Source organism: Enterococcus sp. AZ089 (genome assembly GCF_050547225.1).
GTDB classification, from domain to species: domain Bacteria; phylum Bacillota; class Bacilli; order Lactobacillales; family Enterococcaceae; genus Enterococcus_D; species Enterococcus_D entomosocium.
In genome coordinates this window covers 2,103,287-2,122,946 of record NZ_CP172954.1, presented here as the reverse complement: position 1 = coordinate 2,122,946, position 19,660 = coordinate 2,103,287, and the positions used below count along the sequence as shown (strand labels likewise).

General features: G+C 42.0%; 18 protein-coding genes. 14 read left to right on the top strand and 4 right to left on the bottom strand.

Features of this window, described 5'->3' with window-relative positions:
* The first annotated feature begins 63 nt into the window (after positions 1-63).
* Both licT and IGJ01_RS09895 read left to right on the top strand, forming a co-directional pair.
* Positions 64-906 (top strand): BglG family transcription antiterminator LicT, encoded by an 843-nt coding sequence (licT, locus tag IGJ01_RS09900; RefSeq protein WP_005235451.1) that lies wholly within the window; start codon positions 64-66, stop codon positions 904-906.
* A 197-nt stretch (positions 907-1,103) separates the two neighbouring features.
* Positions 1,104-3,023: a beta-glucoside-specific PTS transporter subunit IIABC gene (locus tag IGJ01_RS09895; protein ID WP_005235453.1), complete on the top strand. Its 1,920-nt coding sequence runs from the start codon at positions 1,104-1,106 to the stop codon at positions 3,021-3,023.
* Between the two features lie 76 nt (positions 3,024-3,099).
* Here IGJ01_RS09895 and IGJ01_RS09890 read toward each other — a convergent pair whose 3' ends face one another.
* Positions 3,100-4,020, bottom strand: coding sequence for a MurR/RpiR family transcriptional regulator (locus IGJ01_RS09890; RefSeq protein ID WP_005235454.1), 921 nt, complete (start codon positions 4,018-4,020; stop codon positions 3,100-3,102).
* A gap of 260 nt (positions 4,021-4,280) precedes the next feature.
* Between IGJ01_RS09890 and IGJ01_RS09885 the strand changes: the two genes are divergently transcribed.
* Both IGJ01_RS09885 and IGJ01_RS09880 read left to right on the top strand, forming a co-directional pair.
* Complete coding sequence (locus tag IGJ01_RS09885; RefSeq protein WP_008378426.1) at positions 4,281-5,672, top strand: 6-phospho-beta-glucosidase; 1,392 nt, start codon at positions 4,281-4,283, stop codon at positions 5,670-5,672.
* A gap of 20 nt (positions 5,673-5,692) precedes the next feature.
* Complete coding sequence (locus tag IGJ01_RS09880) at positions 5,693-7,126, top strand: 6-phospho-beta-glucosidase (RefSeq protein ID WP_008378424.1); 1,434 nt, start codon at positions 5,693-5,695, stop codon at positions 7,124-7,126.
* A gap of 231 nt (positions 7,127-7,357) precedes the next feature.
* Here the strand turns inward: IGJ01_RS09880 and IGJ01_RS09875 are convergent, their stop codons facing one another.
* Positions 7,358-7,828 (bottom strand): glutathione peroxidase, encoded by a 471-nt coding sequence (locus IGJ01_RS09875; RefSeq protein WP_008378422.1) that lies wholly within the window; start codon positions 7,826-7,828, stop codon positions 7,358-7,360.
* 153 nt (positions 7,829-7,981) lie between these two features.
* Positions 7,982-9,367 (bottom strand): MATE family efflux transporter, encoded by a 1,386-nt coding sequence (locus IGJ01_RS09870; RefSeq protein WP_008378420.1) that lies wholly within the window; start codon positions 9,365-9,367, stop codon positions 7,982-7,984.
* Positions 9,368-9,552: 185 nt separating this feature from the next.
* On the opposite strand from IGJ01_RS09870, the gene trxB reads away from it, so the two are divergent.
* From trxB to thrB, 6 genes are all read left to right on the top strand, one after another.
* Positions 9,553-10,485 (top strand): thioredoxin-disulfide reductase, encoded by a 933-nt coding sequence (gene trxB, locus IGJ01_RS09865; RefSeq protein ID WP_430601020.1) that lies wholly within the window; start codon positions 9,553-9,555, stop codon positions 10,483-10,485.
* Between the two features lie 147 nt (positions 10,486-10,632).
* On the top strand, positions 10,633-12,360 hold the full coding sequence (locus IGJ01_RS09860) for a phospho-sugar mutase (protein ID WP_005235471.1): 1,728 nt from the start codon (positions 10,633-10,635) through the stop codon (positions 12,358-12,360).
* 246 nt (positions 12,361-12,606) lie between these two features.
* On the top strand, positions 12,607-12,900 hold the full coding sequence (locus IGJ01_RS09855; protein WP_005235473.1) for an ArsR/SmtB family transcription factor: 294 nt from the start codon (positions 12,607-12,609) through the stop codon (positions 12,898-12,900).
* 116 nt (positions 12,901-13,016) lie between these two features.
* The gene (locus tag IGJ01_RS09850) at positions 13,017-14,267 is read left to right on the top strand and encodes a homoserine dehydrogenase (RefSeq protein ID WP_430601018.1); all 1,251 of its coding nucleotides are present in this window, start codon (positions 13,017-13,019) and stop codon (positions 14,265-14,267) included.
* A gap of 2 nt (positions 14,268-14,269) precedes the next feature.
* Positions 14,270-15,328, top strand: a complete 1,059-nt coding sequence (gene thrC / locus IGJ01_RS09845; RefSeq protein ID WP_005235476.1) for a threonine synthase — start codon at positions 14,270-14,272, stop codon at positions 15,326-15,328.
* Positions 15,325-16,194, top strand: coding sequence for a homoserine kinase (thrB, locus tag IGJ01_RS09840; RefSeq protein ID WP_005235477.1), 870 nt, complete (start codon positions 15,325-15,327; stop codon positions 16,192-16,194). Before thrC ends, thrB begins: the two co-directional genes overlap by 4 nt.
* A 79-nt stretch (positions 16,195-16,273) precedes the next feature.
* Here the strand turns inward: thrB and IGJ01_RS09835 are convergent, their stop codons facing one another.
* Positions 16,274-17,161 carry a pyruvate, water dikinase regulatory protein gene (locus IGJ01_RS09835; protein WP_008378409.1) on the bottom strand — a complete coding sequence of 296 codons (888 nt, stop codon included), beginning with the start codon at positions 17,159-17,161 and terminating at the stop codon, positions 16,274-16,276.
* A 95-nt stretch (positions 17,162-17,256) separates the two neighbouring features.
* Here IGJ01_RS09835 and IGJ01_RS09830 point away from each other — a divergent pair, with 95 nt between their 5' ends.
* From IGJ01_RS09830 to IGJ01_RS09815, 4 genes are all read left to right on the top strand, one after another.
* A complete protein-coding gene (locus IGJ01_RS09830) occupies positions 17,257-17,688 on the top strand; it encodes a Fur family transcriptional regulator (RefSeq protein ID WP_008378408.1) in 432 nt (143 codons plus the stop codon).
* Between the two features lie 160 nt (positions 17,689-17,848).
* Complete coding sequence (gene rpsU / locus IGJ01_RS09825; RefSeq protein ID WP_002356740.1) at positions 17,849-18,025, top strand: 30S ribosomal protein S21; 177 nt, start codon at positions 17,849-17,851, stop codon at positions 18,023-18,025.
* 33 nt (positions 18,026-18,058) lie between these two features.
* Entirely contained in the window at positions 18,059-18,508 is a 450-nt protein-coding gene (locus IGJ01_RS09820; protein WP_005235483.1) for a GatB/YqeY domain-containing protein, read from the top strand.
* A gap of 186 nt (positions 18,509-18,694) precedes the next feature.
* Positions 18,695-19,654 carry a PhoH family protein gene (locus IGJ01_RS09815; RefSeq protein ID WP_016612213.1) on the top strand — a complete coding sequence of 320 codons (960 nt, stop codon included), beginning with the start codon at positions 18,695-18,697 and terminating at the stop codon, positions 19,652-19,654.
* The last annotated feature ends 6 nt before the right edge of the window (positions 19,655-19,660 follow it).

Genomic DNA, 19,660 nt, shown 5'->3' with positions numbered 1-19,660 from the left:
GGCTAAACAATAAAGACAAGCAATGAACCATATCCGCAATGATAAAGTAAGTGGGGGTAGGACATGAAAATCAGTAAAGTGTTAAACAATAATGTTGTGATCACTACCGATCAAAGTCAAAACGAGATTATTGTTATGGGGCGGGGGATTGCCTTTAAGAAAAAAGTGGGAGATGACATTTCTTCAGAAACGGTCGATAAAGTATATCGCTTAGAAAATCAGACGATCTTATCTCAATTTCAAGAGCTGCTTGCTGACTTACCACTGGAATATCTTGAATTATCCAATGAGATCATTGAGTATGCTCGGCGAGAATTGTCATCCCCCATCAATGATTCCATCTACATCTCGCTGACAGATCATATGCACTGTGCCATTGAACGATCGAAAAAAGGAATGACGGTCAAAAATGTCTTATTGTGGGATATCAAGCGTTTTTTCCCCGATGAGTACCAAATAGGCTGCAAAACAGTAGAAAAAATCAAAGAACATTACGGGATTCAGCTGCCAGATGATGAAGCTGGCTTTATTGCTCTGCATCTGGTCAATGCGCAAACCGAAAATGGTGACCAAGGCAATATTGCTGAGCTAACCCAAACGATGCAAGACATTATTAACATTGTTAAATATTTTTTCAAAACCACCTTTGATGAAGAGTCCGTTTATTTTTATCGCTTCACTACGCATTTGAAATTTTTTGTCTCAAGAATGCAAAACCATACCCCTCATACGGATGAAACCGATGAAGATCTTTTGGCTATGGTCAAAGTGAAGTACCGAAATGCGTATCAATGCGTACAAAAAATCGCTGAACTATTAGAAAATCAGTATCAGTATCAAATGTCCAGTGACGAAAGTTTGTATTTAACGATTCATATTGCCAGACTTGTGCAAAAAAATCGTTGATTGAAATAAAGAAGAAAGGAGAAAGAGTTTTACTCAGTGCAAGATATAGAAGAAAGAATAATTTTTTGGCAATGATTTTTATTAAAACGTATTTTTAGGACCGCTAGTTAAGAAGCAGCATATCAAAGACGAAACATTTTGGATAGTGACATTCAGTTGGCTAAACCTTCAATACAAAAAAATTGGAGGAATCAAAAATGGGAAAATACCGTGAATTAGCAGAAAAAATCGTCGCAAATGTCGGTGGGAAAGAGAACATCAATAGCTTGACGCATTGTATCACACGCCTGCGTTTTAAATTAAAGGATGAAGGCGTCGCAAATGATGAAGTCTTAAAGAACATGGAAGGTGTCGTGACGGTCATGAAGAGTGGCGGTCAATACCAGGTGGTTATCGGAAACCATGTGCCAGATGTCTATGCAGAAGTGATCGATGTTGCAGGAATCAGTGGTGATGCTGAAGAAACAGCCTCAGGTGGCAACTTGTTTGATCGTTTGATCGATATTTTGAGCGGCTGCTTCCAACCCTTCTTAGGTGCTTTGTGTGCGGCTGGGATGATCAAAGGACTAAACGCACTGTTGCTTTTTATTGGTACAACAGGTTTGATCGATTATACAACAACGACTGGTACCTATGTGATGTTCAATGCGATCGGTGATTCGATCTTCATGTTTATGCCGGTGATTTTAGGGTATACGTCAGCAAAAAAATTCCGCTTAAATCCAATGGTGGGAATCGTGATCGGGTCGGCGCTTTGCTATCCGACGATTCAAGGATCAGCCTTGCAAGCGGCATTTGTTGCCGGAGCTGGCGAGGGAGCTGCTGCACCTTATAGCTTATTAGGCTTGCCAGCGTATGAAACCTTCTTAGGGATTCCGTGGGTTGGTGCGACATATACTAGTAGTGTGGTTCCAGTAATCTTTATCATCGCATTCGCTGCACAAGTTCAAAAATTGGCGAAGAAAATCATTCCGTCTGTTGTCCAAACATTTTTAGTGCCTTTCTTGGTTTTATTGATTGCATTGCCAATTGGCTTTTTGGTGATTGGACCTGTGATCAGTATGTTGACGGATCTTTTAAGCTCAGGATTTGAAGCATTGATGGACTTCTCTCCAGCGATTTATGGTTTGTTATTAGGCTTCTTCTGGCAAGTCTTGGTTATTTTCGGCTTGCATTGGTCAGTTGTGCCACTACACATTATGCAAGTGACACAGCTCGGCTACAGTCAAATTTTGGTAGCATCATTTGGTGCCAGCTTTGCCCAAACAGCGGTAGTGATGGCTATGTACTTTAAACTTAAAGACAAAAAACTAAAAGCTCTATGTCCACCAGCCATTATCTCAGGACTTTTTGGTGTAACAGAACCAGCAATTTATGGGATCACGTTACCGAAAAAAATGCCGTTTTTCTTCTCAATGATTGGTGGGGCGGTCGCAGGTGCCTTCTTAATGATCAATGGCACAACGAGCTATACCTCTGGTGGTTTAGGCGTCTTTGGAATCTTTAACTATATCACTCCAGAAGGCGATGCCAGTGGCATGTGGTTCTCGGTCATCGGGATCTTGATCGCTGCAGCGATTGGTTTTGGTTTGACGATGGCTTTCTGGAAAGATGATGCGGTGGAAGAAGAAATCGCAGAAGGACAACCAGCGATGACTGTTCGGAAAGAAGTAATCACTTCCCCTGTTGAAGGAACGATCGCACCACTAAGCAGTGCAAAAGATGAAGCCTTCGCACAAGGGATTCTAGGAAAAGGCATCTTGATCCATCCCTCAAAAGGCGAAGTTGTGGCTCCTTTTGACGGAACAGTAATGACCTTGTTCCCAACCAAACATGCCATTGGGTTGATCTCTGAGAACGGCTTAGAGCTTTTGATCCATATTGGTTTAGATACTGTTCAATTAAACGGTGAATACTTTGAAGCCCATGTGAAGCAAGGAGACACGGTGACTCGCGGACAAAAATTGATCACCTTTGATAAGGATGCATTGATCAAAGCTGGATTTAATATTGAGACCCCAGTGTTAGTCACCAACTCCGCCGATTATTTGGATATCATCGAGTCAGACAAACGTGAGGTAGGCTGTTCCGATGATTTGATCACGGCTTTAGTTTAGCCAAAAACTTTCTAACAAGTTCTACGTAAGGTTAAAAGCGATCGCCCATGTGAAGCGATCGCTTTTTGTCAGTCATTTAATTGGGAAACAGTGAGTCTTTATAATGAAGATTTTTATCGTAGGTTGGCTCAGCGATTATCGTCGATGATGTAGGGCGCTTGTCATAAGCCATGCCAATATCGATCAAATGCTGCAAGTTTTTTTCATAATGCTCCGAAAAGACGACTGCGTACAACAAATCCAGCAAGTAGCAAACGGACGTATTGATCGTAAAGTTGGCGATCTTTGAGTAGAGCCGTTCTCTTGTCGTGATATTCAAAACACAATTACTTAATTTCGCCAAGGAGTTCTCCCCGATACTCGTCATGCCAATGATGGAAACCTGCCGCTCGGCAAGGATCTTACCGATTTCTTTGACCATTTTGTTTTCACCGGTGTAAGAAATCAAGATCGCGGTCGTATCGGAGGTACAGTTAGATGCCTCGTAAGCACTCTCGCCGAAGGTGTCGCAGACGTGAATGTTTTTTCCTAAACGCCGCATCTTCAAAACAAAGTCTTGAGAAATCAAGGTATTGGCATTACTGGCGAAGATCTTGATATGGTTGGCGTTGAGCAACGATTGTTTCGCTTTTTGTAATTCATCATGATGGATCAAGGAAAGCGTATCTTCAATCGTTGTTTGTTCAAGCTTTGCCAACTTTTTGGCGATGGTCATAATGCCGTCATGGGAGGAAAAAGGGAAGTTCGCATCTACATCTGTAAAATGGCTGCTCATATAAGTTTGCTCTTCCACAAAGGCCGTTTTTAAGTCGAGCCAACCATTGAAGCCTAATTTTTTGGCAATCCGAATAAAAGTAGAAGGATGAACGTAGGTCTTTTCTGACAATTCCTTAATGGTTTGATCCGCCATCGCAGTCGGGTTGGCTAATAAATAATCGATCAACGATCGTTCCGCTGGTGCTAGTTTGATTTGGCGCATTTTTTCTTGTAACAACATGGTATATATGCTCCTTTTTACATTTTTTTATGATTATTTGTAAATGGTTTTTACAAAAATTCGTTTTTATTCAGTACCTAGCGAATCGTTTACATCCTAATTATTCCTTATTTGATGCTCTTTGTAAATCTTTTTTACAAAACATCTGCAAGAAGAAGCGAGATTTGCAAACGCTTTTTCTAAATATGCTATTTACATTGAATCAAATGTTTTTATGAATGATAATAAGAATGTAAATAAAATAGCAAAGGAGCAATACAATGACAAAAGGAATTAAAATTGCAACCATTGGTGGCGGCAGCAGCTATACCCCGGAGTTAATGGAAGGCTTTATCAAACGCTATGAAGAATTGCCGATTCGTGAAATTTGGCTAGTAGATATCGAAGCAGGAAAAGAAAAATTAGCAATCGTTGGTGCGATGGCACAACGGATGTGGGATGCGTCACCCTACGATGTAAAAATCCACATGACATTGGATCGAGAAGAAGCGCTAAAAGATGCTGATTTCGTTACGACCCAATTTCGAGTAGGGTTGCTGAATGCCCGCATTAAAGATGAACGAATTCCTGCTTATTATGGCATGATTGGTCAAGAAACCAACGGCCCTGGCGGAATGTTCAAAGCGTTCCGTACGGTTCCAATCATTCTTGAAATTGTTGAAGACATGAAACGTTTATGTCCGGATGCTTGGTTGATCAATTTTGCGAATCCAAGCGGCATGGTGACTGAAGCAATCGTGCGTTACGGAAAATGGGACAAAGTGATCGGGTTGTGTAATGTGCCAGTCATGGCAACCATGATTGAGCCAGCCTTGATCGGTAAAGAACCGGACGAATTGATCTACAAATTTGCAGGATTGAATCACTTCCATTGGCACAAAGTTGCTGATTCACACGGCAACGATGTAACGATGGATATTATTGATAAAATGTATGAAGAAGACAATGGCTTACCGAAGAATATCTTTGATATTCCATTTTACAAAGAACAGCTAGAACAAATGAAGATGATCCCTTGCGGTTATCATCGTTACTACTATCGTCAAGAAGAAATGCTGAATCATGCGATCGAAGAATACAAGACTGTTGGGACCCGTGCACAGCAAGTGAAACAAACCGAAGCCGAATTGTTTGAGTTGTACAAAGACCCTGAATTGGATCATAAACCTGAACAGCTGCAAAAACGTGGTGGTGCGTATTACTCAGATGCAGCGTGTGAAACGATTGCTTCCATTTATGCCAATAAAAATACCCAAATCGTTGTTTCAACAAAAAATGAAGGCGCCGTTCCAGATCTTCCTGCCGATTGCGTAGTTGAAGTAACAGCTTACGTTGGCGGACAAGGTGCTAGAAATGTTGCCTTTGGTGAGTTACCGACAGCTGAAAAAGGTTGGTTACAGGTAATGAAAGCAATGGAATTATTAACGATCGAAGCAGCAGTGACTGGGGATTACAATATCGCATTACAAGCCTTCACCATCAACCCATTGGTTCCATCAGGTGATACGGCAAAACGTGTCATGGACGAACTGTTTATTGCCCACAAAGATCACTTGCCTAAATTTAAGGAAACGATCGCACGTCTTGAAAAAGAAGGCGTAGAAGTACAAGATGAAGTAGCCCGCGAACTTGATCGCGAACTAGTTAAATAAAGAGAAAGTAGGAAAGAAACATGGCATTTAGAAAAGACTTTTTATGGGGCGGCGCAACAGCTGCCAATCAATGTGAAGGAGGCTACCAAGAAGGAGGACGCGGCTTGGCAAACGTTGACGTGGTACCGATCGGCAAAGATCGTTTTCCAGTCATTACTGGTCAAATGAAAATGTTCGATTTTGATGACGAACATTTCTACCCAGCAAAAGAAGCGATCGATATGTATCATCGCTACAAAGAAGACATCGCGCTATTTGGCGAAATGGGCTTTAAAACCTACCGTTTGTCGATCGCTTGGAGTCGGATTTTCCCTAAAGGGGATGAAACAGAACCAAATGAAGACGGCTTGAAGTTCTATGAAGATCTTTTCAAAGAATGCCACAAATATGGGATCGAACCATTAGTAACGATCACTCACTTTGATTGCCCAATGCATTTAGTTGAAAAATACGGAGCATGGCGTTCTCGTGAATTAGTCGGATTCTATGAAAACTTGTGTAACGTGATTTTCAACCGCTACAAAGGATTAGTAAAATACTGGTTGACCTTCAACGAAATCAACATGATTCTACATGCGCCATTTATGGGAGCGGGACTTTATTTTGAAGAAGGCGATAACGTTGAGCAAGTGAAATATCAAGCGGCTCATCACGAGTTGTTGGCATCCGCAATCGCAACGAAAATCGCTCACGAAGTTGATCCTGAAAACAAAGTAGGTTGTATGCTGGCTGCTGGCGCGTACTATCCATATACAAGCAAACCAGAAGATGTCTGGGAATCACGCAAAGCAGATCGCGAAAACTATTTCTTTATTGATGTTCAATCACGTGGGGAATATCCACAATATGCGCTGAAAGAAATGGAACGCAATGGGATCGAAATCAAAATGGAAGAAGGCGACCTTGAGCTGTTGAAAGCTCACACCGTAGACTTTATTTCTTTCTCTTACTATTCTTCACGCGTATCAACAACGGACGCTGAATTGTTAGAACAAACGGCTGGCAATATTTTTGCCTCTGTGAAAAACCCATACTTGGAAGCAAGTGAGTGGGGTTGGCAAATTGATCCACTTGGTTTGCGGATTACAATGAATGACATTTATGACCGTTACCAAAAACCATTGTTTATCGTTGAAAATGGTCTAGGCGCTGTGGATACACCAGATGCAGATGGCTATGTGGAAGATGATTACCGCATCCAATATTTGGCAGAGCATATCCAAGCAATGAAAGATGCGGTTGAACAAGATGGTGTCGACTTATTGGGTTACACGACTTGGGGTTGTATCGATTTAGTTTCAGCTGGAACAGGTGAAATGAAAAAACGCTATGGTTTCATTTATGTGGACCGTGACAATGAAGGAAACGGCACCTTGAAACGAACAAAGAAAAAATCATTTGATTGGTACAAACAAGTGATTGCTTCAAATGGTGAAGATTTATCGAATAACTAATCAAAAGAAGCTGCAGTTGATCCCGTTGAGAAATCAAAGGGGATCAACTGCAGTTTTTTTAAAGTCTTTTTGAAATCTTTGTAACGAATGGTTTCTTTAAGAAGAAATAGACATTCAGATATTTTGACAAGCGCCAATGTGATTGTTGTATAATGTTTATGTTGTAGCAATCACAAAAAGGTGACCTTAAGGATGACATGTTTTGTCCTCAAAATCGCCTTTCTCTGTTTTTTAAAGAACTTTTTCAATTTCTGGAATCATTTTTTGAGGATTTGTCTGGGGAGCGAAACGCTCAACGACTTTACCTTGGCGATCCACCAAGAATTTCGTGAAATTCCATTTAATGGCTTTTCCTAGCGTGCCAGGTGCTTCTTCTTCCAAATAGCGAAACAAGGGATCCGCGTCTTTTCCATTGATCACTGTTAACTTGTGCATCGGAAAGTCGACACCATAGGTGGTTCGGCAAGAGGCTGCGGCTTCTTCGGCTGACCCGACTTCTTGTTTGAACTGATCAGAAGGAAACCCTAAAACGACCAATCCTTGGTCTTTATAAGTTTCATAAAGACCTTGTAATTCTTTGAACTGCGGGCTCAAACCACACTTCGTAGCTGTATTGACGATCACTAGCGGTTGACCTTCGTATTTTGCTAGCGAATAAGTTTCGCCATTTTCCAATGTTGCTTGGTAGTCATAGATTGACATAGCAAACGCTCCTTTTAATGTAAATCGTAGTCGATAGCTTCTGAGACAAGTATAGAGCAAAGTCTTCAAAAAAACCAAGCAAACTTCTTGGCGCATTTTATTTTTTATGGAAAACAAAAAAGTCCAGCAGTCACCGAGACCGCTGGACTTTAATTATGCTTCTGGCAATACTTCGGGTTCTGTTTCTTGTGGATGAACGACAGATTTAGTTTTCCATACACCGGAGTGCCAACGATAAATCATTAAGACGCTGCGCAATGCTTCGTCAATGGCATAAGCGATCCAAACGCCGATCAAGCCGAATTTAAAGACGATCGCCAGTGAATAGGAAAACGGTAAGCTGATGACCCATAGAACAACTAGACTACAGATCAATGGGAACTTCACATCGCCACTTGCATTTAAGGAACCCACAAGGATCATATTGACTGCACGCGCCGTTTCTAAAACGATCTCTACCAAAAAGACACCTTTGGCAATCTCGATCACTTCCGCGTTGGTGGTAAAGATTCCCATGATTGGCTCAATAAACAAGTAAGTCAATAAACAGATCGTTACCGAGGCAATGATCCCGATCACCATCGTGCGCATGCCTCGCTGATGCGCGCGATCGTATTCTCCAGCACCGACATTGCGGCCAATCATGATTTGATTCCCTTGACTCAATGCGGAGGCAATCAAATAAACAAATTGGGTGATAGCTGTTACGTAAGATTTTGCAATCAAGACGCTGGCACCAAGTTGAGCCACGATCATCGTCACTACGACTTGCGCTCCTTGATAGGAAAGAGACTCGCCAGAAGAAGGCAATCCGTAAGTCAAAATGTTTTTCATCACACCCCAAGAGACATTCGAGAAACGGGCAGATAAAACAGAAAAATTCACATGCTTCTTCAGCAACATTGCGGCAATTATTAAACCAATCGAATTACCAAAGACGCTAGAAAATGCCAATCCGGTCACACCAAAATTCGGTAAACCAAAGGGGCTATATAAGACAAAGTAATTCCCAATGACGGCTAGGATACTAGCAAACATCGGCACCAATAACGCAGGTTTTGTGAAACTGTGGCTACGCATGACAGCAATTATGACCGCCGTGATCGATGAAAGGAACAGACTTCCCCCATACACTTGTAAGTACCCATGACCTAAAGCAACTAATTCAGCATCCAATCCCATGAAACGAAGGAGATAGGTTGAGCCGAAAAGGAACATTAAGCTGATCAAAATACCGATGAACAATGAGCCAAAGAGAGCGGTATTGATGACTTTCGGTATCTGGTCGCGTTTTTTCGCACCAATCAGTTGTGCGATAATGATCTGAGTACCCACGGTGATGAAACCGTATATAAAGACCGTTAAATTCAATAGTTGATTGGCAGCACTGACGGCCGCTACTGCTGGCTCGGAGTAATGAGAAATCATCCAAACGTTGACATTCCCAATAACGACCCGCAAAAATAGCTCAACAAAAATCGGCCAGCTGAGGAAAAGCAGTTCACGGTCTGATTTTCCTAAAAGTTTTTTCTTATTCAATTGTAAGGACTCCTTATTTTCTATATAATAGACGTATCGTGAAAATTTTACAAAAATTGAAAAGAAAGTCAATGTAATTTTCAAAAGTAAAAGCAGGAATATCTTATTATTTTTTGTAAGCAGATGAGTTGAAAGAATTTGCTTTTGAAAGTAAAGTATGGGTAGTCCAAATTGGAGGGAAATATATGTATGATGTAATTATCATCGGCGCAGGCCCTGCGGGGATGACAGCAGCGCTTTATGCGTCAAGATCGAATTTATCAGTACTAATGATTGAACGAGGCGCACCTGGCGGTCAAATGAACAATACGGCTGAAGTTGAAAACTACCCAGGATACGAATCAATCTTAGGCCCTGAATTAGCATTTAAAATGTATGAAGGTGCCATTAAATTTGGTGTTGAAAATGCCTATGGGATCGTTCAGAGCATCACGGATCAAGGTGAATTCAAAGAAGTTACCACCGAAGACAAAACTTATCAAGGGAAAACAATCATCATTGCCACAGGATGCGTACATAGAAAGTTAGGCGTCAAAGGCGAAGAAGAATTCGCGGGACGCGGTGTTTCATACTGTGCGGTTTGTGACGGTGCCTTTTTCCGTAACAAACGCTTGATTGTTGTTGGCGGAGGCGACTCGGCAGTCGAAGAAGCTATCTACTTAACACAATTTGCTTCCGAAGTAACGATCGTTCACCGTCGTGACGAATTACGAGCACAAAAAATCATTCAAGACCGCGCATTTGCCAACGAGAAAATCTCTTTTATTTGGGATTCTGTTGTTGAAGAAATCAAAGGCAATGAGATGGTCGTGACTGGCGTGCAAATCAGAAACGTAAAAACGGATGAAGTGACAGAAGAAGCTGCTGGCGGTGTCTTTATCTATGTTGGTTTAGATCCGTTGACAGAACCATTCAAAGCCAGCGGTATCACGAATGATGCTGGCTGGATTTTAACCAATGAGCAGATGGAAACTTCAATTCCTGGTGTTTACGCGGTTGGCGATGTTCGTGAAAAAGGCTTGCGTCAAATCACGACGGCAGTCGGCGATGGCAGTATTGCTGGTCAACAAGTGTTTGATTTTATTGAAACACAAAAGGATGCTCAATTAACGAAATAGTTTAATGGAATCAGCTGTTATTTTTAAAGTGTCAATCACTTTTGATAGCAGCTGTTTTTATTTTTCATTTGGTTATTCTTTGAGAAATCTGTAAGTAGTGTTATACTAATTTTAGAGCATTTTAACGGAAAAAGGAGAGGTTATTTTATGGCATGGGAACAAACATTTAATCAATGGAAAAACAGTGAACACTTAGATCCACAATTAAAAGAACAATTGACCGCATTAGAAGCAGATCCTGCGATGTTAGAAGACGCTTTTTATATGCCTTTGGAATTTGGGACTGCCGGTATGCGAGGAATTTTAGGACCTGGTATCAATCGGATGAACATTTATACGATTCGTCAAGCAACCGAAGGATTGGCTCGCTTTATGGATACACAAGATCCTGAAACAAGACGTCGTGGCGTAGCGATCGCCTATGATTCCCGTCATTTTTCACCTGAGTTCGCGATGGAAGCGGCAAAAACATTGGCAAAACACGATATTCCAGCCTTCGTCTTTGAAAGCTTACGTCCGACGCCAGAATTATCTTTTGCTGTGCGTTACTTAAAAACCTTTACTGGAATCATGATCACAGCTTCTCACAATCCAGCCGAATACAATGGCTACAAAGTATATGGGGAAGATGGTGGACAAATGCCACCAGCAGATGCGGATGCATTGACAAAATTCGTTCGGGAAATTGAAAATCCGTTAGAGATCCCTGTTTTAAGTGAAGAAGAAGCCAAAAACAGCGGCTTGATCTCTATTATTGGCGAAGAAATCGATACTGCCTATCTGAAAGAGATCAAAGAAGTCACGATCGATCAAGAATTGATCGATACGGTGGGCAAAGATTTGAAACTTGTCTATACACCACTTCACGGAACAGGGCGGATGCTTGGGGAGAAAGCGTTGAAACAAGCTGGTTTCCAACAATTCATTATTGAACCTTCTCAAGCGGTTGCTGATCCAAATTTCAGTACAGTAAAATCACCGAATCCAGAAGAGCACTCTGCCTTTGAATATGCGATTGCTTTAGGAGAAAAAGAAGGTGCTGACCTGTTGATCGCAACAGATCCAGATGCCGATCGCTTAGGAGCTGCAGTAAGAATGCCAGATGGCAACTACCAAGTGTTGACAGGTAACCAGTTAGGCGCATTGATGATCCGTTACATTTTAGAAGCCCATAAAACAGCTGGGACATTGCCAGAAAATGCAGCAGTCTTAAAATCGATCGTTTCTAGTGAATTGCCAACAGCGATCGCTAAATCCTACGATGTGGATATGATCAACGTATTGACCGGCTTTAAATTTATTGCCGAAAAAATCCAAAAATTTGAAAAAGACCATTCTCAAACCTTTATGTTTGGCTTTGAAGAAAGCTATGGCTACTTAGTAAAACCATTCGTACGGGACAAGGACGCGATCCAAGCGCTCGTTTTATTAGCAGAAGTGGCTGCTTTTTACAAACAATCAAACAAAACATTGTATGACGGTCTGCAAGATATTTTTGAAGAGTACGGTTATTATGCAGAAAAAACGATTTCTGTAACGATGAGCGGCATGGAAGGGGCAACTAAGATTGCTGCCTTGATGAAGACTTTCCGTGAAAAAGCACCTTCTGTCTTCGCAGGAACCCCTGTCGTACAAACAGAAGACTTTAAACTGTTGACTCGTGTGGGCTTAGATGGTCACCAACAAAAAATGACCACACCGCCTTCTGATGTTTTGAAATACACCTTGGAAGATGAAAGCTGGATTGCGGTTCGTCCTTCTGGGACCGAACCGAAAATCAAGTTTTATATTGGTGTAAAAGGCGAAACGGCAGAAGCAGCAGAACAAAAAATTGCTGATCTGCAAGCAGCGATTGAAGAAATCACAGGTGAATAAAGTCATCTGCTGCCTTCATAATCAAAAAATTGCAATTTGACTGAATGATCCGAGTGGTAGAAAAAGAAGCATTTGTTTCGCCAACGAACAGTTGTTGAGGGACCTAAGCTTCTAAAGGGAATTTTCTGACACTTGGATCTATTCTTGTCTTTTATCTAATTACTTCTCCTTGTTTGGCGGCCGCTGATTGACAAGCCGTCTATCAAGGGCTAAAATGCAAAAGGAAATAAGAGAGGATGTGGCGCGATGACTCCGCCTAAATTAGAGGAAATTCAGCAAGTAACGCAGATTTTTAAGATGCTTAGTGATCCGACCAGATTAAAAATTTTGTTGTCCCTTCAAGAGGGTGAACGCAATGTCACTTCAATCGCGGAACAAGTACATATGGAACAATCAGCAGTCTCTCATCAGTTGAAACTATTGAAAGATAATCGGATCGTAAAGTCGGAAAGACAAGGAAAAACCATCCTTTATAGTCTTGATGACAAACATGTTGTGGATATTTTGCAAAAAACATTCGAACATATCCATCACCGTTAAAACTAGGGCGAGAATTTCTCAAAAGTCCTAGTTTTTTCTTATTGTTTTTGGTATGCTAGTGGAAATATTAAAATTGGATGAACGGTTTTTAATAACGTTTTCAGTTAGGGGGCATTATGGGTAAGCAATTGAACATTGGATTATTAGGAATGGGTGTTGTCGGCACCGGGGTATGCCAAGTGTTGGCAGAGCAAAAAGAAGCCATCCTGGCACGCACAGGAGTCAGTGTGCAAATCACGAAAGCATTAGCTTCGCCTTATGAGGATAAGTCTGCGTTAGCAGCTCAGTATGGGTTTGCTTTGACGAATGAGGCAAATGAGTTGTTTGAAGATGAGACCATCGACGTAATTGTGGAATTGATCGGGAAGATCGATCCGGCAAAAGCGTTTATTTCAGCTGCTTTAGAAAATAAAAAGCATGTTGTGACGGCAAATAAAGATCTGATTGCCACCCATGGACCTGAACTGCTGGCAATTGCTGAAAAAGCCGGTGTTTCTCTTTATTATGAAGCCAGTGTGGGGGGAGGAATTCCGATTTTGCGCACATTGAGCACCCACTATCTACCTGATACGATCACAGGGATTTTTGGCATCGTCAATGGGACGACCAATTATATGCTGACGAAAATGACGGAAGATGGCCTGACCTATGAAGATGCGTTGTCGCAAGCTCAAGTAAAAGGTTTTGCCGAATCAGATCCTTCCAATGATGTTGACGGTATCGATGCGGCTTATAAAATGGTGATCCTGACCAAATTTGCTTTTGGGAAAACAATCGACGTTGCTGATGTTGCAACAAAAGGTATTCGCGGATTAGCTGTAGAAGATATTAAGCAGGCACAAGCTTTTGGCTATGAAGTGAAATTGATTGGCGCAGCTCAAAAGACTGATGACGGTTCCCTTACTGTATCGGTTGGGCCGGTGTTAGTGCCAAAAAACCACGCCTTGGCGACGATCCAAAATGAGTTCAATGGTATTTTTATCAAAAGCGACGGAATTGATCAGTCGATGGTTTATGGACCAGGGGCTGGATCGCGTCCGACAGCCACTAGTGTGGTTGCCGATTTGACGGTATTGGCTAAAAACAAAACATTCGGGATCGTTGAACCTTTTTTAACCTTTGAAAAAGAAACAGCATTGGCTTCGGTACAAGAAGTTCCTGTGCAACACTATGTTTCCTTTTCAAGTAAAGACCTTAATGCAGCTTCTTTCCCAGAATGGTTTGAATCAAAGCACACAGCATTTGATGAAGCAAGCCAACGAATAGCTGGAATCACGAAGCCAATCAGTGAAAAGGACCTAACAGTAGCACTCAAGGCATACGCGAATACGCAAAACGTGCAAATAATGAAAGTGATGGAGGAATAAACATGTATCAAGGATTATTGCATCAATACAAGGAATATCTCCCAGTTAATGAAAATACCCCAGCATTGTCGCTGGCTGAAGGAAATACACCTCTGATTCCATTACCAAGTCTTTCAAATGAATTAGGGATCCAATTGTATGGAAAATACGAAGGCCTGAATCCGACAGGCTCATTTAAAGACCGCGGCATGGTGATGGCGGTGGCAAAAGCGGTGGAAGAAGGCGCGAAAGCGATCGTTTGTGCCTCGACAGGAAATACTAGTGCAGCCGCAGCCGCTTATGCGACCAGAGCAGGAATCAAAGCTTATGTCGTCATTCCAGAAGGCAAGATCGCTATGGGGAAACTGGCGCAAGCGATCGTTTATGGAGCGGACATCATTTCGATTCCAGGAAACTTTGATGAAGCGTTAAAAGCAGTCCGGGATATTGCGAAAACAGAAGCTGTGGCATTAGTGAACTCTGTCAATCCTTATCGTTTAGAAGGACAAAAAACAGCTGCCTTTGAAGTATGCGAACAGCTAGGACAGGCGCCTGATGTTCTTGCAATTCCAGTTGGTAATGCTGGGAATATCTCGGCTTATTGGAAAGGATTCAAAGAATGGCATGAGAAAAAAGGCACCACGTTGCCAAGAATGCATGGGTTTGAAGCTGAAGGTGCTGCTGCGATCGTCCGTGGGGAAGTCATCGAACAGCCAGAAACGATCGCTACAGCGATTCGGATCGGCAATCCAGCCAGCTGGCAGTTGGCAGAAGCCGCTCGTGATGAATCAAATGGACACATCGATGCAGTAACCGATGAGGAAATTTTGAATGCTTACCGTAAAATTGCTGCGCAAGATGGTGTGTTTATTGAACCAGGCTCAGCTGCATCGCTGGCTGGTGTCATCCAGCACGTGAAAGCAGGGAAAATCAAACCAGGTGAGACTGTCGTTGCCGTCTTTACTGGAAATGGTCTGAAGGATCCTGATACAGCTATCAAAGCGACAGAAGTAACCATCAATAAGATGAGTGATTTAGAAGAAATGCGCCAGCATCTTCGTGAAGGAGTTGCCAAGTTATGAAGATCCGCGTTCCTGCAACCAGTGCGAATTTAGGGCCTGGTTTTGATTCCTGCGGGATTGCCCTGTCAAAGTATTTGTTCATCGAAGTTTTAAAAGAAAACGATACATGGGAGATCATCCATGAGCTAGGCTCAGAGATCCCAAACGATGAAACTAACTTACTTTTGCGTGTGGCACTAAAATTAGCACCAGACATGAAACCCCTGAAGATCCGTATGAGTTCGGATATTCCTTTGGCACGAGGCTTAGGCAGTAGTTCCTCGGTGATCGTCGCTGGTATTGAACTAGCCAACCGAATGGCACACATGAATCTGAGTGCAGCACAAAAGCTTGAGATCGCAACTGCCATTGAAGGGCATCCTGACAATGTTGGACCAGCGATCTATGGAGATTTTGCAGTTGCTGCTTATGACCATCAGCACAAGCATACGTATTTAGTAAAGCATCATTTTCCAGAGTGCGAGATCATTGCGTATATTCCTCATGAAGAACTTTTGACTGAAGAAAGTCGTCAAGTCTTGCCGCAAACACTTTCTCACGAGCAAGCAGTTGAGGCCAGTGCGATCGCCAACGTGATGATCGCAGCGGTCATCAATGGCAATCTGCCTCTTGCAGGGAAATTGATGCAGCAGGATCGCTTTCATGAAGCCTATCGGGAAAAGCTTGTGCCACACTTGTCGACCATTCGCCAGATTTGCGAAGAAGAAGGCGGCTATGGCTGTTTCTTAAGCGGCGCTGGACCAACGGTCTTAGCGATCGTCCCAGAGGAACGGGCAGAACGAATCTCAAAACTTTTACATGCCTTGGAGAGCAATGCGTATATCGAACAATTACAAATCGATCGTGAAGGGCTGCAAGTTTTTTAAAAAACTTTGAAATGATAGATATTCTAAAAAAGATGAGCAGACGGCAGTCTGTTCATCTTTTTTTATTGCGTTATCGTTATCAGTCTTTTGTCTCTGAAGTGTAATAGCTATGGTCTTCTAAGTTTAATGCATTTAAAATCATTGAGGCGGTTTCTTCGATGGAAAGGGAAGCGACATTGATCACGACACAACCTAATTTCTCATAAAGATCATTAGCAAACGTCAGCTCCGCTTTGATTTTTTCAATATCGGAATATGCAGAGTCAGGGTTCAGGCCGTAAGAACGCATCCGTTCTTTGCGGATACTGTTTAACACATTCGGATCGTTTGTTAACCCGACGATTTTTTTCGGATCGATTTCCCAGAGCTGTTTCGGGATGTGGGCTTGTGGAACCAAAGGCAAATTAGCGACTTTTAAGTTTTTGTTCGCTAAAAATAGACTCAACGGTGTTTTTGAGGTTCGAGAAACCCCTAGTAACACGACATCTGCTTCCAAGAAGCCACGAGGGTCTTTTCCGTCATCGTACATGACCGCAAATTCCATGGCTTTGATGCGTTTGAAATAATTTTCGTTCAGGTGGTGCAAAGCCCCTGGCTCTCGTGAAGGTGCTACTCCAGTGCGGCGTGCCACTTCACTGACAGGCGGTGTTAATACGTCGAAATGATAGAGATCCGCTTCTTCACAAAAATGATTCGTCAAATCCACGAGTTCTTCTTTGATCAAAGTGTGAAGAATAATGGCATTGTGTTTCTTAGCATCTGATAATGCTTTGATCAAGTGCTCTTTCGTGTGGATAAACGTGCGTCTAAAAAGGTTAAATTCGACGCTGGGGTACTGTGCCATTGTCGCTTGGGCAAGCTTCGATGCTGTTTCACCGGCAGAGTCCGACAAAACGAACATCGTCACTGCAGCACTGGTTTGCAATTTTTCTTGCAAGTCTAGTTGTTCTGGTTCATTTGGCTTCATAAGAAAAATCCTCTCTTGCTTTTTTATTGATTTCATTATACCATACTTAAGATTGATAGAATCGGAATGATTTTGATTTATCAGGAGGGTCTACGATGAAAAATCAAACGCTCATAGAGCATGCCATGACAACGTTGAAAGAAAATGGCTTTAAAAATACGAAAAAAAGAGAAGCGATCATTACCTATTTAGTGAAACGCAATCGCTATTTACCGGCAAAAGAAATTCACGAATACATGTCGGAAAAGTACCCTGGCTTGAGTTATGATACGATTTACCGGAATTTGCACGATTTTTCTGAGATCGGTATTTTAGAAGAAACAGAACTGAACGGTGAGATGAAGTTTCGCTATAACTGTTGTGCAGAATTAGAAGACCATCATCACCATCACTTTATTTGCACGGTTTGTGGCAAAACAAAAGAACTGCATATTTGCCCAATGGACTTCTTTCAAGAACAGCTTCCCGGTTGTTTGATCGAGGGTCATCGCTTCGAGATTTTGGGTCGTTGTGAAGAATGTCAATGAAAACCCAAACAAACTTGACAGTATCGAAGACTTTTTTAACAGAATGCCTTGACACTTTTTCAGGGGTTAGCTATAATTTTTAAAGGACAGTCGTGTTTTTTGGGATTTTATTTCAATAACAACTACGGTTACTTTTTAAGCTCGGAGGGAGGGAATTTACATGTCAAAAACAGTCGTTCGCAAAAACGAATCACTTGACGATGCTCTTCGTCGCTTCAAACGTTCCGTGTCAAAAGCGGGTACTTTACAGGAATCTCGTAAACGTGAATTTTACGAAAAACCTAGCGTAAAGCGTAAGAAAAAATCTGAAGCAGCTAGAAAACGCAAAAAATTCTAATTTTCTACTGTTTTGAGAATTGGAGCTGGTAGTGTGACACTACTAAGTACACTGAATGATGACATGAAGACAGCGATGAAAGCCAAAGACAAGGAAACCTTGCAGGTGATCCGCATGTTGAAAGCATCAATTCAAAATGAGCAGATCAAAAAAGGTTCTGACTTGAATGAAGAAGAAGAGTTGACCGTTTTATCTCGTGAGATGAAGCAACGTCGGGACTCTTTACATGAGTTTGAGAAAGCTGACCGAAATGATCTAGCTGAGAAAGTCAAAGTTGAAATTGCAGTTGTTGAAAAATATTTGCCAGCACAACTTGATGAAGCGGAAATCCGCCAAATCGTTGCTGGAGCGATTGAAAAGACTGGTGCTTCTTCTTCCAAAGAATTTGGAAAAGTGATGGGTGCTGTAATGCCGCAAGTCAAAGGCAAAGCAGACGGCAATCAAGTCAATGCGATCGTTAAAGAATTATTGGATCAAATGTAAGCTCACGCCGCGAGTATGGATGACATGCTCGCGGCTTTTTTTCTGATTTCAAAAACTTAAAAAAAGCATAAGGACAAAAAGGAAACTACCCTTGGACTTTATAAGTAATTTTTCTTTTTTCCATCTTATGTTATTATTAATAAGAACGCCAAAAAAGGAGCTGTAACATATTTGACAGACAAAACTATGACGATCGAGATAACACTTAGTGAGAACGATGACGTTCGTTTACTCTTAGGTGCTCACGATAAGAACATTAAAATCATTGAAGACTCGACGGGGACGGTCATTCACACTCGTGGGGAGCTGATCCAAATCGTCGGCGAAGCGGAAGCTACAGAAAAAGCACAATCCGTGATCCGAGCGTTGCAAGAGTTGATCAAACGAGGCATCAATATCAGTACTCCTGATGTGATCACAGCTTTGAACATGGTAAACAAAGGCAGTCTTGATTATTTCAAAGATATGTATGAAGAAGAAATCATCAAGGACCGTAATGGGAAACCGATTCGGGCAAAAAATGCCGGTCAAAAGAAATATATCGAAGCTGTCCGTAAACATGATGTGGTCTTTGGGGTCGGACCAGCCGGAACCGGAAAAACCTTTCTGGCCGTCGTAATGGCGATCGCTGCTTTAAAGAAAGGTCAAGTGCAAAAGATTATTTTGACACGGCCCGCGGTTGAAGCAGGAGAGAACCTTGGCTTTCTGCCAGGCGATTTGAAAGAAAAAGTCGATCCTTACTTACGCCCCGTTTATGATGCGTTGTATCAAATTTTTGGGATGGATCATACGAACCGTCTGATGGAACGAGGCGTCATTGAGATCGCACCATTGGCATATATGCGTGGACGTACGCTAGAAGATGCCTTTGTCATTTTAGATGAAGCGCAAAATACGACGATCGCTCAAATGAAAATGTTTCTGACGCGTTTAGGATTCAACTCCAAAATGATCGTCAATGGTGATACGAGTCAGATCGACTTGCCAAAAGGGACTTTAAGCGGTTTGATCCATGCGGAGCGAACGTTGCAGGAGATCCCTAAAATTGCTTTTGCTAATTTTGAAGCAGGAGATGTGGTGCGGCACCCAGTTGTGGCCGATATCATTCGAGCTTATGAAGAAGCAGATCTTAAAGACAAGCGCTGATCGTCT

Coding starts and splice junctions, on each gene's coding strand:
- licT (WP_005235451.1), top strand. CDS start 64: ATGAAAATCAGTAAAGTGTTAAACAATAATGTTGTGATCACTACCGAT.
- IGJ01_RS09895 (WP_005235453.1), top strand. CDS start 1,104: ATGGGAAAATACCGTGAATTAGCAGAAAAAATCGTCGCAAATGTCGGT.
- IGJ01_RS09890 (WP_005235454.1), bottom strand. CDS start 4,020: ATGTTGTTACAAGAAAAAATGCGCCAAATCAAACTAGCACCAGCGGAA.
- IGJ01_RS09885 (WP_008378426.1), top strand. CDS start 4,281: ATGACAAAAGGAATTAAAATTGCAACCATTGGTGGCGGCAGCAGCTAT.
- IGJ01_RS09880 (WP_008378424.1), top strand. CDS start 5,693: ATGGCATTTAGAAAAGACTTTTTATGGGGCGGCGCAACAGCTGCCAAT.
- IGJ01_RS09875 (WP_008378422.1), bottom strand. CDS start 7,828: ATGTCAATCTATGACTACCAAGCAACATTGGAAAATGGCGAAACTTAT.
- trxB (WP_430601020.1), top strand. CDS start 9,553: ATGTATGATGTAATTATCATCGGCGCAGGCCCTGCGGGGATGACAGCA.
- IGJ01_RS09860 (WP_005235471.1), top strand. CDS start 10,633: ATGGCATGGGAACAAACATTTAATCAATGGAAAAACAGTGAACACTTA.
- IGJ01_RS09855 (WP_005235473.1), top strand. CDS start 12,607: ATGACTCCGCCTAAATTAGAGGAAATTCAGCAAGTAACGCAGATTTTT.
- IGJ01_RS09850 (WP_430601018.1), top strand. CDS start 13,017: ATGGGTAAGCAATTGAACATTGGATTATTAGGAATGGGTGTTGTCGGC.
- thrC (WP_005235476.1), top strand. CDS start 14,270: ATGTATCAAGGATTATTGCATCAATACAAGGAATATCTCCCAGTTAAT.
- thrB (WP_005235477.1), top strand. CDS start 15,325: ATGAAGATCCGCGTTCCTGCAACCAGTGCGAATTTAGGGCCTGGTTTT.
- IGJ01_RS09835 (WP_008378409.1), bottom strand. CDS start 17,161: ATGAAGCCAAATGAACCAGAACAACTAGACTTGCAAGAAAAATTGCAA.
- IGJ01_RS09830 (WP_008378408.1), top strand. CDS start 17,257: ATGAAAAATCAAACGCTCATAGAGCATGCCATGACAACGTTGAAAGAA.
- rpsU (WP_002356740.1), top strand. CDS start 17,849: ATGTCAAAAACAGTCGTTCGCAAAAACGAATCACTTGACGATGCTCTT.
- IGJ01_RS09815 (WP_016612213.1), top strand. CDS start 18,695: ATGACGATCGAGATAACACTTAGTGAGAACGATGACGTTCGTTTACTC.